This window comes from Corynebacterium tuberculostearicum (assembly GCF_013408445.1).
Lineage (GTDB): Bacteria > Actinomycetota > Actinomycetes > Mycobacteriales > Mycobacteriaceae > Corynebacterium > Corynebacterium tuberculostearicum.
The window spans coordinates 1,172,098-1,185,271 of record NZ_JACBZL010000001.1; the positions used below are offsets into that span (position 1 = coordinate 1,172,098).

The 13,174-nt window shown below is 64.2% G+C and carries 14 protein-coding genes; 5 read left to right on the plus strand and 9 right to left on the minus strand.

Annotated features, from left to right (window positions below; all coding sequences use genetic code 11):
- The first annotated feature begins 97 nt into the window (after positions 1 to 97).
- Positions 98 to 1,087, plus strand: a complete 990-nt coding sequence (locus BJ985_RS05530; protein ID WP_179386859.1) for an HNH endonuclease signature motif containing protein — start codon at positions 98 to 100, stop codon at positions 1,085 to 1,087.
- Positions 1,088 to 1,253: 166 nt separating this feature from the next.
- Here BJ985_RS05530 and lepA read toward each other — a convergent pair whose 3' ends face one another.
- Positions 1,254 to 3,104, minus strand: coding sequence for a translation elongation factor 4 (gene lepA, locus BJ985_RS05535; RefSeq protein WP_179386860.1), 1,851 nt, complete (start codon positions 3,102 to 3,104; stop codon positions 1,254 to 1,256).
- Positions 3,105 to 3,122: 18 nt separating this feature from the next.
- On the opposite strand from lepA, the gene BJ985_RS05540 reads away from it, so the two are divergent.
- The gene (locus BJ985_RS05540) at positions 3,123 to 3,659 is read left to right on the plus strand and encodes a type II toxin-antitoxin system PemK/MazF family toxin (protein WP_179386861.1); all 537 of its coding nucleotides are present in this window, start codon (positions 3,123 to 3,125) and stop codon (positions 3,657 to 3,659) included.
- A 226-nt stretch (positions 3,660 to 3,885) separates the two neighbouring features.
- Entirely contained in the window at positions 3,886 to 4,149 is a 264-nt protein-coding gene (gene rpsT, locus BJ985_RS05545; protein ID WP_005324114.1) for a 30S ribosomal protein S20, read from the plus strand.
- A gap of 118 nt (positions 4,150 to 4,267) precedes the next feature.
- Here rpsT and BJ985_RS05550 read toward each other — a convergent pair whose 3' ends face one another.
- On the minus strand, positions 4,268 to 4,846 hold the full coding sequence (locus BJ985_RS05550) for a TetR/AcrR family transcriptional regulator (protein ID WP_150851156.1): 579 nt from the start codon (positions 4,844 to 4,846) through the stop codon (positions 4,268 to 4,270).
- 333 nt (positions 4,847 to 5,179) lie between these two features.
- On the opposite strand from BJ985_RS05550, the gene BJ985_RS05555 reads away from it, so the two are divergent.
- A complete protein-coding gene (locus tag BJ985_RS05555; RefSeq protein ID WP_179386862.1) occupies positions 5,180 to 6,022 on the plus strand; it encodes a DNA adenine methylase in 843 nt (280 codons plus the stop codon).
- Positions 6,015 to 7,346 carry a type II restriction enzyme gene (locus tag BJ985_RS05560; protein WP_179386863.1) on the plus strand — a complete coding sequence of 444 codons (1,332 nt, stop codon included), beginning with the start codon at positions 6,015 to 6,017 and terminating at the stop codon, positions 7,344 to 7,346. Before BJ985_RS05555 ends, BJ985_RS05560 begins: the two co-directional genes overlap by 8 nt.
- On the opposite strand, the gene BJ985_RS05565 is transcribed toward BJ985_RS05560, so the two are convergent.
- The 7 genes from BJ985_RS05565 to BJ985_RS05595 form a co-directional block, all read right to left on the minus strand.
- Positions 7,343 to 7,990, minus strand: coding sequence for a LysE family translocator (locus tag BJ985_RS05565; protein WP_179386864.1), 648 nt, complete (start codon positions 7,988 to 7,990; stop codon positions 7,343 to 7,345). The genes BJ985_RS05560 and BJ985_RS05565 overlap by 4 nt on opposite strands.
- Entirely contained in the window at positions 7,987 to 8,376 is a 390-nt protein-coding gene (locus BJ985_RS05570) for an ankyrin repeat domain-containing protein (protein WP_005324104.1), read from the minus strand. Before BJ985_RS05570 ends, BJ985_RS05565 begins: the two co-directional genes overlap by 4 nt.
- Before the next feature lie 10 nt (positions 8,377 to 8,386).
- Entirely contained in the window at positions 8,387 to 9,364 is a 978-nt protein-coding gene (holA, locus tag BJ985_RS05575; RefSeq protein WP_179386865.1) for a DNA polymerase III subunit delta, read from the minus strand.
- 1 nt (position 9,365) lies between these two features.
- On the minus strand, positions 9,366 to 10,778 hold the full coding sequence (locus BJ985_RS05580; protein ID WP_179386866.1) for a ComEC/Rec2 family competence protein: 1,413 nt from the start codon (positions 10,776 to 10,778) through the stop codon (positions 9,366 to 9,368).
- Between the two features lie 18 nt (positions 10,779 to 10,796).
- Entirely contained in the window at positions 10,797 to 11,495 is a 699-nt protein-coding gene (locus tag BJ985_RS05585) for a ComEA family DNA-binding protein (protein WP_179386867.1), read from the minus strand.
- 99 nt (positions 11,496 to 11,594) lie between these two features.
- A complete protein-coding gene (locus BJ985_RS05590; protein WP_179386868.1) occupies positions 11,595 to 12,470 on the minus strand; it encodes a DegV family protein in 876 nt (291 codons plus the stop codon).
- A complete protein-coding gene (locus BJ985_RS05595) occupies positions 12,470 to 13,168 on the minus strand; it encodes a histidine phosphatase family protein (RefSeq protein WP_179386869.1) in 699 nt (232 codons plus the stop codon). The genes BJ985_RS05590 and BJ985_RS05595 overlap by 1 nt, the downstream gene beginning before the upstream one ends.
- Positions 13,169 to 13,174 lie beyond the last annotated feature (6 nt).

Genomic DNA, 13,174 nt, shown 5'->3' on the forward strand with positions numbered 1-13,174 from the left:
GGCGGGTTCGGGGTTGGTGTGACGGGTGGGGCGAGTTATCCACAGGCGGGCGCGGGTGGGCTACCGCGGGCTTGCGGGGTGTCTTAGGCTCACCGGCATGACCCGCTTGCAGGACTACGCCCGCCAACTTGCCTCGCCGATGGAGCTTCTCGGCGAGGTCTCTGGCGCGCGCGAGGCCGACCTGCGGCGGCTGGGGCTTCCCCGGCAGGAGGTCCGGAGCCTGCTTGCGCTTGCCGACGTCTACTTTGGCCCCACTCCCTTCACCCGCCGGCAGCGCTCGTGCCGGGCAACCAAGCATTGCTTGGCGACGTTGAAGATCATCGAAAAGTACGTCTCGCGCACGAAATCCAAGCGGGATGCGTGGGCGCTGCGCGCTGAATTATGCGCGAACGACCAAGACGTGGAGCGGCTCGCGCGCACGCGATTGAAGGAGATGTATCCGCCGCGGCAGCCGGAGAAAGGCGTGCGAATGACGCGGCGCAAGGGCGGCCCGTCGACGCTCTCGATTACCGGCGATTCCGATTTCATTGCTGACCTGCACGCCAGCATCAATGAGGAGAAGCCGCTTGATTCCGTGGAGAATATCTTCTTCCGTGGCGGGGCTACGGCGCGGCCTGCCGCGACGACGAATATCATCATCCAGCTCGATGAATTAGATGAAATCTTAAGCGGCGGAGGCGAGGAAATCACGCTGCGGCTGACCAATGGTGCCGAAATCAGCGGCGCGAAGCTGGTAGAAAAGCGCTTGGCCGAATGCGGGCTCGTCACCCTCGTCCATCCTTATGAGGGAGCGGTGAACCTGTATCGCACCTCGCGGCATGCCTCGGAAAAGCAGCGGCTCATGGCGGGCGCGGAAAATCCCACCTGCCCGTGGGCCGAGTGCAATTATCCGGCGGATAAGTGCCAGATCCACCACCTGCAGGCGTGGAAGCACGGCGGGGAGACCAATATGGCGAACCTCAGCGTGGCGTGCCCGTATCACAACGGCGTCAACGACGACGATCCGCACGCTCCGCCGGTGCGCGGCCGCCTTGAACGGCGGCAGGGCCGAATAGTCTGGGTCCCGCCCTGGGCCTATTCGACCTAACTACTCACCTAAAGCCCCGGCCGTACCGCCTATCCCGGCCGCAGAAAACCGACCGCGAAATATCAACCGCACGGGCCGGGCGCGCGGGCCGGGCGCGGAAGCCGGCAGCTAAAGACCTCGCAACCACGGCGTGGCTGCGAGGTGGGTTCGGCATGCGTGGGGTGGATTAATCGTCGGCGTCGGTAGACAGCGCGGCCACGAAGGCTTCCTGTGGCACCGAGACGGAGCCCAGCGTCTTCATGCGCTTCTTACCGGCCTTCTGCTTCTCCAGGAGCTTGCGCTTACGGGAGATATCGCCGCCGTAGCACTTAGCCAGCACGTCCTTGCGCATGGCGCGGATGTTTTCGCGGGCGATGATCTTCGAGCCGATGGCCGCCTGGACGGGCACCTCGAACTGCTGGCGCGGGATGAGCTCCTTGAGCTTCTTGGTCATCTTATTGCCGTACCACTGGGCGGAATCGCGGTGGACGATGGCAGAAAAGGCGTCGACCGGGTCGCCGTTGAGCAAAATGTCGACCTTTACCAAGTCCGCGAGCTGCTCACCGGCCTCTTCATAGTTCAGTGAAGCGTAGCCCTTGGTGCGGGACTTGAGCATATCGAAAAAGTCGAAGATGATTTCGCCGAGCGGCATGGTGTAGCGCAGCTCCACGCGATCCTCGGAAAGGTAGTCCATGCCGCCCATCTGGCCGCGCTTGGACTGGCATAGCTCCATGGTGGGGCCGACGAACTGCTCGGGCACGATGACGGTCATCTTCACCACGGGCTCGTAGACCTCGTTGAGCTTTCCTTCCGGCCAGTCAGACGGGTTGTGGACCCACTTTTCCTCGCCGTCTTCGGCCACCACGCGGTAGGTCACCGAAGGCGCGGTGGAAATCAGGTCGAGGCCGAACTCGCGCTCCAAGCGGTCGCGGGTGATTTCCATGTGCAACAAACCCAAGAAGCCGCAGCGGAAACCAAAGCCGAGGGCGACGGAGGTTTCGGGGTCGAAGGTTAAGGAGGCGTCGTTAAGCTGCAGCTTTTCCAAAGCATCGCGCAGGTCCGGAAAGTCGGCCTGGGAAATGGGGAAAAGGCCGGAGTAGACCATCGGGTCTGGGTCCTTGTAGCCCTTGAGCGGGGTTTCGGCGCCGCCGTTGGACCAGGTGACGGTATCGCCCACCTTGGTCTCGCGGACGTCCTTTACGCCGGTAATGAGGTAGCCCACCTCGCCTGGGCCCAAGCCATCACACTTTTGCATCGTGGGCGAGACGATGCCGATTTCCAGCAGCTCGTGATTAGCGTTGGTCGACATCATGGTGACCTTCTGGCGCGGGGTGAGCTTGCCGTCCACCATGCGGATATAGGTCACCACGCCGCGGTAGGTGTCATAGACGGAGTCAAAAATCATCGCGCGGGCCGGCGCATCGGCGTCGAATTCAGAAGACGGAGGCGGGACTAGCTCGCAGACCTTGTCCAGCAGCTCGACGACGCCCTCGCCGGTCTTGCCCGACACGCGCAGCACCTCTTCCGGCTCGCAGCCGATGATATTAGCGATTTCCAGCGCGTATTTTTCCGGGTCGGCGGCCGGCAGGTCGATCTTATTGAGGACCGGGATGATTTCCAGGTCGTTTTCCATCGCCAGGTAGAGGTTGGCGAGGGTTTGGGCTTCGATGCCCTGGGCGGCGTCGACAAGCAGGATAGCGCCCTCACACGCCTCGAGCGCGCGGGAGACCTCGTAGGTAAAGTCCACGTGGCCGGGGGTATCGATCATCTGCATGACAATCTGCTCCCCCTGCGCGGTGCCGGACTGGGGCACCCACGGCAGGCGCACGTTCTGCGCCTTAATGGTGATGCCGCGCTCGCGCTCGATGTCCATATTATCGAGGAACTGGTCACGCATATCGCGCTCCGCAACCACCTTGGATAGCTGCAGGATGCGGTCCGCCAGCGTCGACTTGCCGTGGTCGATGTGAGCAATAATGCAGAAGTTTCGGATTCGGGCGGGATCCGTAAACGTCGTGGCCGCAAAGTTTTCAGACATACGTCTACAATAGTCGACATGAAAAGCGCCATGCTCACCCGTCTGCGCCAAGCGCTGGGAATCAGCGAGCGCGAGCCCATAGACACCGGCCTGAGCCGCATTAATTCCCGGTTGGGGCTGGATAGGTCGGATGAGTTCCACGAGCCACGCAAGGCCGCCGATATCCGGGTAGAGGCCACCGCCTCCCACCCCCGCTCCATATTTTTCTCCCCCGATATGGACGGCCAGGCCGATTCCGGCGAGGTGGTCTGGGTGTGGGTGCCGGCCGAGGGAAAGCAAGCGCCACCGCGCGAGCGGGCCATTTTGGTCGTGGGCCGCACCCGCACCACGGTGATGGGGCTGCTTATCTCCCCCAATCCAAAGCATGCGCTTGACGACGCCTGGCTGGAAATCGGTTCCGGCGAGTGGGACGAGTCCGGGTGCGATTGCTGGGTGCGCCTCGACCGCCTGCTCGAGGTATCCGAGGAGCAGGTGCGCCGGCAAGGCACGCTTTTTCCGGAACGCAGATTCGAACGAATCGCGAATAGGTTGCGGGCGCGCTACCACTGGGCCTAGCCGCCGCGCGGCCGGCGGCCACGGGGAGAGTTTTGGCAGGTCGGGTTCGGTACTGCTATTGTGTGTTGGTTACTTACTTGCCGGGCGCGTTGGTCAGGGCGGGCAGGACCTTGGGTTCGCTCTTCGAATACCAGCGCCGAGCGCGCCAGTAATTGCTGGCCGCGGGAGTAGTCCGAGTAGGTCGGTTTCTACGTCAATCACTTTCGATTACTAAGAGGTATTTTTCATGGCAAATATCAAGTCCAAGCAGAAGCGCGTTATCACCAACGAGAAGGCACGTCAGCGTAACAAGTCCGTTCGCTCCGCCGTCCGTACCGAGATCCGCAAGTTCCGCGAGACCGTTGCCGCTGGCGACAAGGCTGCTGCTGAGAAGCAGCTGCGCGTGGCATCCCGCGCCCTGGACAAGTCCGTGTCCAAGGGTGTCTTCCACCGCAACACCGCAGCCAACAAGAAGTCCGGCATGGCTTCCGCGTTCAACAAGATGGACTAAGAGCCATTGCACAGATTATCCCCCGGTCGCGCTCTACGGAGCGCGCCCGGGGGATTTTCTTAGCTTATTTTGGGCGGCGGAACCGGCAGGCAGGGCCGGTGAGACTTAGGCGGGGCGCTTAGGCCAGTTCGTCGTTGAAGTAGTCTTCGAAGATGGCGCCGGCGTTGTGGAAGGCGTCGGCAAGCGAAGTGCCGCCACGGGTTTCCACAAAGGTCTCATAGGCGGTCAGCAACTGGGTGTAGATAATGTTGACGGTCGGCGTGAGGCGCGGATCGGAGGACTTCCAACCCTCACGGGCCTGTACCGCCTGGCGGACGCGCTGAATGATGCGGCTATTGCGCTGGCAGTACAGGGCGCGCAGCTTCGTGTCCTTTGCCAGTGCCTGGGCCGTGAGCTGGGAAATTTCGGGGAAGAACTCATTGCCTACGGCACGGTTGAATTCGGCCATGGCCATGATTTCGGAATCTTCGCGCAGGCTTCCGGTGGGCAGGCCGGCAGCGAAATTCTGGAACTGGTTCTCCACTTCCTCTGACATTTCGGGGCCTAAAACTGCCGATTCTTTGTCTTTTATGTGATTAAAGAGGGTACGGCGGGAAACGCCTACCTCGCGTGCGAGTTCCTCCATGGTGAACCCGTCATAACCTCTCTCGATGACGAGGTTGAGCGCAGCGACTCGGATTTTTGATATACGCGGCATAAATGCCCCTTTCTGTCCCGACGCCCTTTAAGCTTCAGTATCTTTTCTTTCTCCCTAAGGAATTGTGAGGAAATTCTATTTTGCCTACAAACTAAGGGATTTTGGGGCGATTTTATTACCTTATAATCGGTCAGGGAAACCACCATGCGCTTCGCGGGAATTCCCCGCCTGCGCGGCGGCGAGTTTGCGCCCGTCATGACACTATTTGAGAAAACTGTGACGTTAGACAACCAGGGCGCCAAGCCCGAGCGGCCGGCCCCACATTTTATCCGATCGCGCGTTCGAAAGACCGATGGTGCTTGTGTCCGGTGGGACGGCTAAGATGAGTCAACGATGAAAGACGTTAAGCCACTGGTGAAATGGGCGGGCGGGAAGCGCCAGCTCTTGCCGCATATCCACGCCGCCCTGCCGGCGGAGGCCCCGCGGCGATTTTATGAACCCTTCATTGGTGGCGGTGCGGTGCTTTTCTCTCTCGAACCGGCCAGCGCACGGGTCAACGATCTCAATGGTGAGCTCATCAACCTCTATGAGGTGGTGCGCGGCGGCGTCGATGAGCTCATTGAGGAACTCGCGGGCTACCCCAATGAGGCAGAGTTTTTCTATGCGCTGCGCGCAGTGGACCGGGATGCCCACAAGTTTGCCGCCCTCTCCCCCGTCGAGCGCGCGGCACGAACGTTGTATCTCAACCGCACCTGCTATAACGGCCTGTACCGCGTGAACGCGGCCGGTCAGTTTAATGCCCCGTTTGGGCGCTATAAGAATCCCACCATCTGCGATGAGGACACGCTACTCGCGGTGCACCGCTATTTTGCGGACAATGATGTGGCCTTCTCGCAGGGTGATTTCGCCGCGGCGGTAGCAGAGGCGCGCGAGGGCGACTTTGTATACTTCGACCCGCCTTATGACCCGGTGAACGTGACGAGCTCGTTTACCGGCTACCAAAAGGGCGGCTTTGACCGTGCGGAGCAAGAGCGCCTCAAAGAGGTCTGCGATGACTTGGATAGGCGCGGGGTGAAGTTCCTGTTGTCTAATTCGGCCACCGAGTTCATCCGCGAGCTCTATGCGGACTATGAAGTAGGCATCGTGGGGGCGACGCGGGCGATTAACTCCGTTGGTTCGAAGCGGGGCAAGGTCGACGAGGTCCTGGTGCGCAACTACGAGGTCCGCGGTGACTAGCGGGCCGGAAGCGCAGGAGCTGCGGGCGCGCTTTGGTGTGCCAGAAACGGTGAAGCTCGGCGTCAATGACTGGGGGTGGCTGCGCATCCTGGCGGCGGGATACGACGCGGAGCTGGAGCGGCGCGGGTATTTCTATATCGGCGCGCGGGAGCTAGAACGGCTTTCGGGCCGGCAGCCGCGGCTGATGGCCAAGCATGATTTTTCTACGTCGCGGCCGTGGATCTTTCAGCGCCTCCAGCTGGGAATCGTACCGGTCAGCCGCAGCGAATACCTGGTGGGCCGGTTCAACCTCTACGAACGGTTTCCAGAAACGCAGCGCGGCGAGGTACGCACGCTGGAGTTGCCCGCGGGGCTGGACACCCTCTCGTTGGAGGGGGTGAGCTCGGAGGCGGTGGCGTTAAATGGGGCGTCGGCAAGCGGGATGCTAGAGGACTTCCTGGGCTGCGGGCCATTGCAGGCGACGGTGGCCGGGCGCATGTCCACGCGCGGGCTTAAGGTGCGGCTGCCGGACTTGGGCGTGGATGTGGCGGTGGACCGCGCGCAGATGGAGATCGACGGCGGCTTCGAATCGCTCGAGCACCTGGTGCTGGTGGAGGCGAAGAACCACCTTTCGGACGATTTCAATATCCGGCAGCTATATTTTCCGTATCGCCGGTTCCAGCAGCGCCTGGCCAAGGATGTCGTGCCGGTTTACCTGGTGTATTCCAATGGTATTTTCCACCTGTACCGCTATGAATTTCGGGACCCGGCGGATTTTCGCAGCATTGCGCTGGTTGATAGCGCCCGCTACGCGCTGTCGGCCTCGACCCTGGACGCGCAGGCGGCGCTCGATATTGTGCGGGCGGTAGAGCCCGAACCCGAGCCGGCCGTGCCCTTCCCACAGGCCAATAGCTTTGAGCGGGTGGTCAACCTGCTGGAGCTCATCGCCCTGCAGCCGCTAAGCAAGGCGGAGATTACCCAGCGCTATGACTTTGACCCGCGGCAGGCGGATTATTATGCCAACGCCGCGCGCTACCTGGGCCTGGCGGAGCCGGTGGAGGACACGTGGGAGCCGACGGAGCACGGGCGCCGGGTTACCGAGCAGCCGCAGCGCGACGCCCGGAATGCGGCACTCATACGGGCGCTGGCGGCGCGGCGGGTTTTCCGCGAGGTGCTTGAGCTCAGCCTGGCCCGCGGCGCGGTGGCTAGCACCGCGGAGATTTGTGCAGCCATGGAGGGGCTGGGGCTGAGCTTGGCGACGTCCCGGCGGCGCGCCTCCACCGTCGCCCGTTGGACCCAGTGGGTGCTGGACACGGTGGCCGAGGGCACGCCGCGCCTGTTTTAAGCCAGCAGGTTCTGCCCGCCGGAGATGATGAGGACGATGCCGGCGATGATGAAGAAGAGGCCAGAGCCGATGTCGATCCACGGGCCGGCGGCGATGAGTTTGCGGCGCACCGCGTTGGTGGAAATTACCGTGGCGACGACGAGGAAGAAGAGGAAGGCCGACAGCGAGAGCGAGAGTGTCAGCGCAATCGCCAGCCAGACGGGTGGGCTAGCCGGGAGCAGCGGGGCGATCATCGCGGCGAGGAAGAGCACGATTTTCGGGTTGGACATATTCGTGGCCAGGCCGACCTTGAAGGCGGTGCGCAGGCGGCCGAGCTGGGCAGCGGCGTCTTCTAAGTCCACGGGCGGGTTGGCGCGCTGGGCGATGCCGCTGCGCAGCGCGCGCGTTCCCATAAACACTAGGAAGCAGCCGCCGACGGCTTGGACCGCGCCGAGGATTTCCGGGAAGGCCGTCAGCAGCGCGGCGGCACCAAAGACGGTGGCGGCGCACCAGAAAAGCACGCCGATCTGGATGCCAGCGGCCGCGGCAATGGCGTGGCGGCGCGAGCGGGTAGCGTAGCGAGTCACCAAAATGATGTCCGGCCCCGGCGAGGCGACGCCCACCAGGTTCATCAACAAGAGGGTGAAAAAGGATGTCCAGGTCACTCCCCCGCCTCGCTTTCCAGGCGCGAGATAAGGTCCTCGCGGCCGAACAGGCGGGCCGAATCCAGCGCGGAGGGCTGGCCGGCGGTGGGGTCGGCGTGGGCGGCAAGGAGGGCGTCGATAACCGCGTCTTCCTTCTTGAAGATGGCACCGGCCAGCGGGGACTGGCCGCGATCATTGAGCAAGTTGACGTCCGCGCCGGCGCGGGCAAGTGCGGTAACCAGCTCGGCGTGGCCGTGATAGGCGGCGAGCATGATAAAGGACTGGCCTTCGTGGTTAACGAGGTCGATATTCACGCCGTGGTCAATATAGGCGAGGAGGTCCAGGTTGCCCTCGCGCGCCATGTCAAAGAGCCGACCGGCGAATTCTTGCACTTGCGTCTCAGACATGGTTTCTAGCTTATCGCGCCAGTTCCGCGACGCGTTTGACGGCCGCCTCTATGGCGAATTCGGGCTCACCGCCTTGGCCTTTAACGGCGGCATCAAGCTCGGAGACGAGGATGACGGCCTTGGTGACATTATCGGCGGACCAGCGGCGAGCCACGGGCTGGGTCATTTTGACCACGTAGGGCGCCAGGCCGGTTTGGCTCGCCAGCGAGTATTGGTCCCCGCGCGCGGAGTAGAGGCGGGCGACGGCGCCGACCTTATTGGCCAGCGCGGCGGCAATCGCCACGGGGCTCGCGCCCAGCTGGAGGGCGCGGCGGCAGGTGGATACGGCGGCTTCGACGCGGCCGGCGACGGCGGCGTCGGCAATGTCCCAATTGGCCACCTCGGCCACGCCGACGTAGTAGTTTTGCACCGCTTCGCGGGTAACGTTGCCGCCGGTGTCGGAGACCAACTGAGAGATGGCCGAAGCCAGCTCGCGCAGGTCAGAGCCCACGCCCTCGAGCACGGCATGGATAACGTCCGGGGTGGGGCGCACGCCGTGACTGGAAAATTCGCGGGTGGCCCACTGTCCCAGCTCATTGGGGTAAAGCGAGAAGACCTCGTGGACCTCAGCAATCTTGCGCAGCTTGGCCACGAGCTCGGGCTGCTTCTTCTTTTTCTTCAGCGTCTTGGCCGTCACGGAGTAGATGATGACCATGGTCATGCCCGGCGCGGGGTTGGCGCAGGCGCGCAGGAGGATATCGACTACTTCCTTGCCGGCGCGCTCGCAGTCGCTGATGACGATTACGCGGTTATCGCCAAAGAGCGACGGGCTGGTGGCCTCGAGGATTTCGCCTTCAGAGACCTCGGAGGCCTTGAGCTTCGTCAGCTCGGGCCGAGCACCGGTGGGGCCGCTCTCCTCGGCCGCGGCGCGCTGAATCTGCAGGCGGGCGCGTTCGGTGAGGAATTCATCGTCGCCGAGGATGAGGTGTACTGGAGGCATGCCCGCCATTCTAGCCTGCGGCCAGGCCGAGCCAGGCGATGCCCGCCAGCGTCAGCGCCAAGGTGAGCCACGGGCGGTGATAGAGGAGGCCGGCGATAATCCATGCGTAGGCAAGCAGCGTAAAAAGCGGGTTGGCGGGGATGGTGACCACGGGCAGGTGGGCCACGCCGTGGGCGACGGTATTAATCCACCACGAGAAGGGCTCGATAAGGCGCAGCAGGCCGGCGCCCAGCACATCGAGCGGGCCGAGCTGGGCAAAGATGGCGGCGATGAGCCCCACGATGGTAATCGGCACGGTGGCGGGCTCGACCAGGATATTGGCCAGCACGGAGACCACGGAGACCTCACCGGACATGAGCGCCACCAGCGGCAGGGTGACGATATCGGCGGCGATAGCCACGGCAACCGCGCGCAGGAAGATGGCGGGCCAGCCGGTCACGGCCAAGTGCTTATAGATGAGCGGGCTCAGCGCCACGATGCCGAGCGTCGCCGCACAGGATAGGGCGAAGCCGAAGTGCACGGCGAGGTCGGAATCCACAAAGAGCAGCGCGATGATGCCGAGGCTTAAGGCATGGATGGGCTCCATGCGCGTGGAATTGAGCACCGCGAGCAGCCCCACTACACCAGCGACGGCCGCGCGCTGGACGGAGGGTTCGAAGCCCACAAGCAGAACATAGGTGGCCAGCGCGCACAGGGAGGCGGCCACGCGGGCGCGGGGCCCGAGCGCGAAGGCGGCGCACACCACGGCAGCGGCGGAGCAGACGATGGCCACATTGGCGCCGGATACAGCACTCAAGTGGGAGAGCCCGGTGGCGATATACAGGTCGCGCTCGGCGGTATCTTGCAGCGCGGTATCGCCGAGCACCATGCCGGGGATAAGGCCCTGGCTGGAAGGACCGACGGTATCGAGGACCAGCGCGCGGAAATTCTCGGCCACCTCGGCCGCCCAGCCGGCCAAGCCTTCGGGTTCGGCGGTTACCTGTACGTCGGTGGCATTGGCGCTGAGCTTTCCGACGCCCGCCCTATCCGACTCCCCTACCCTTACCCTGGCCGTAACCTCGGCGCCAGCGGCCGCTGGGACTGGTTCTGGGCTAAAGACCGGCAGCTGGGTCGGGTATCCCGGAACCTTGAGCTTGAGCAGCCAGCCGCCCGTACTGGTCTGCGTTGGTGCAGTGACAAGGCGCCCGGTGACTTCGCTGCCGAGGTCGAAGGCGGCGGCGCGAGCCTGGCGCACCGCGGCGACGAGCGCCGCACCCCCAGCGACCGCCCCGCAAAAGAGCGCTTGGCCCCATTGACGGGCAATGAGGCACAGCGCGACGACGACCGCGATGAGTGCGATGGCCCAGCCGCGGCCGGCGAGCAGCACGGCGATGACGGCCAGCCAAGCGGTGGCCGCGCCGGGGACGAGCCGCAGTTCTCGCATCGCACGCTCGAGCTCGGGTTAGAGCTGGACCTGGTCTTTAAGCTGCGCCAGCTTCGCCGGCCCGATGCCGGAGACCTCGAGGAGCTCTTCTACATCCTTGAAACCGCCGTGCTCCTCGCGGTAGGCCACGATGGCCTGCGCGGTCACCTCGCCGACGCCCTTGAGTTCGGTGAGCTCCTCGGCGGTGGCGCTATTGAGGCTCACGCCGCTGCTGCTAGCGCTGCCGCCAGGGCTGCTGGAGTTTTCGCCGGCGGGGGCGGGTTCGCCGGGTGCGGGAGCTGGGGCGGCGCCGGAGGGCAGAATGTGGAGTTGTTGGCCGTCGGAAAGCCGCTGGGCATGGTTGAGGGCCATGGTCTCGGCGCCTGGTAGCGGCTGGGCGGCATCGAGGGCATCGGCCACACGCGCGCCGGGCTCGAGTGTTTTCAGGCCGGGCTCTGCAACTTCGCCGATGACCGAGACGATGATCTCGCTAGGCTCTTCGCTGGGGGCCGCGCCTGGGCTCATTGCTGCAGGCTCGGGCATGCCGGAGGCGTCATCGGAGCGCGCATTAATGCCGAGCCAGACCACCACGCCGATAACGAGAATGACCGCCACGGCGCAGGCCTGCCAGGGGCTGATGCGCAGTCGCGGGCGCGGGTAATCGACGGCGAGGAGTTCTTCCTCGCCGGTGGGTTGGGTAAATTCGCGGAGTCGTTCGCTGATCTTGGGTGCCGCCATGGCGCTGAGGCTAAGCGCGGGCGCACACCAGTGAAAGGTCGGGCGAAGGCGGGCTGTGGATAACTTGTTGTGGACGTCAACAAACCCGGCGCGCTGGGCCTAGTTATCCACAGATCGGCGCGGTGGGAAGGCGCGGGGTCGACCACGTGTGTGAGAATGCACCGGTTCGGCGGGTGGTTCGGAACTAAACACGGCGGAGACGCCGATGGCGGAGGGGCCGGTGTGGACAGAGAGGACGTCGTTAAGCGGAGTGCAGATGAAGGACGACCCTTGCGGCAGCGCGGCTTTAAGGAGCGCCTCCAGCTTGGCAGCCGCGTCTTCGGCCTGATTGTGCTGGATGGCGACGAAGGCCGGCTCGCCGTCCGCGCGGGAGGCGATGAGGTCCACCAGCTTGGTAAAGGCCTTGGTCTGGGTGCGGGTCTTGCCCACCAGCTCCAGCTTGCCGCGGGTAATCGACATAATCGGCTTGGTGGCCAAAAGGGCCGTAGAAAGCACGGCCGTGGCAGGGGAAAGGCGGCCAGAGCGGCGCAGGTCCTCCGTGGAGTGCAGGTAGACCCAGGTAGACGCACGCTTGAGGGTATCGACGGCCGCGGCGTAGCACTCGTCCAAGCTGGCGCCGCGGGAGGCGAGCTTGGCGGCGGACATGGCGGCCGCGCCCATGGCCATACCGGCCGAACCGGAGTCAATCACCCGCACCGTGTGCGGAAAAACGCCGGAGGCGGATACCGCCGCGGAATAGGTGGAAGATAGCTCTTTGGACAGATGAATGGCCACCACGCCATCATCCTGGGCGCGCTCCATTTCGCGGCCGTAGGCGGCGGCCAGCTCCAGCGCGCTCAGCCCCGAGGTGGAGCGCTCCAGGCCATCCTTGCCGTGGCTTTCCATAAGGTGCAGGTCAATGACGGTGATGGATAGCTGCTCCGCCAGCTCCGGCGGCAGGCCCGCGGAGGAATCCGTAATGACGCGGACCGTCACTAGATATCCGCCCCGCCGTCCCCGGTGACCTCGCCGCCCATATTCCAGCCGTCGAAATACCACTGGGCGCTGCCCACATTGTCTGGGGTGAACTCCAGGGAGGACAGCGGGGTTTCCGGGTTGAAATCAGGGCGGGCCGTCAGCTGTGACCAGTGCGTATTCTTCAGGCCGGAAAGGATTCCGTACTGCGCGTGGTCAAGGCCCAGCAGGTGACAAGTCAGCGCCGAGATAGCGCCGCCATGGGCCACGATGAGGACGGGGCCCTGGTCCCAGCCGGCGAAGTCTGCCATGAGCTCATCGACGACGGGCCGGGCACGCTCGGCCACATCCACGCGGGATTCGCCCTGCGGCGGGGCCCAAGTGGGATCGTGGCGCCAGATGGCGCGCGCGCCAGGGAACTCGGTATCTACCTCGGCGGAGGTTCTGCCCTGCCACTGTCCTAGGTGCGTCTCGCGCAGGCGGGCATCCGTGGTGAATTCCACGCCGAGGGCCTCGGCGACGACGCGGGCGGTTTCGCGCGCGCGGAGGAGATCGGAGGCGACGATTTTAGACACGCCCTGATCCTGCAGCAGGCGCGCGGCGGCGCGGGCCTGCTCATAGCCTAGCTCGGACAGCTCGGTGTCCAAGTGGCCCTGCATGCGGCCGGTGGCGTTATAGGTAGTTTGTCCGTGGCGGATCAGGATCAGGCGGCGGCTCATGCGGGC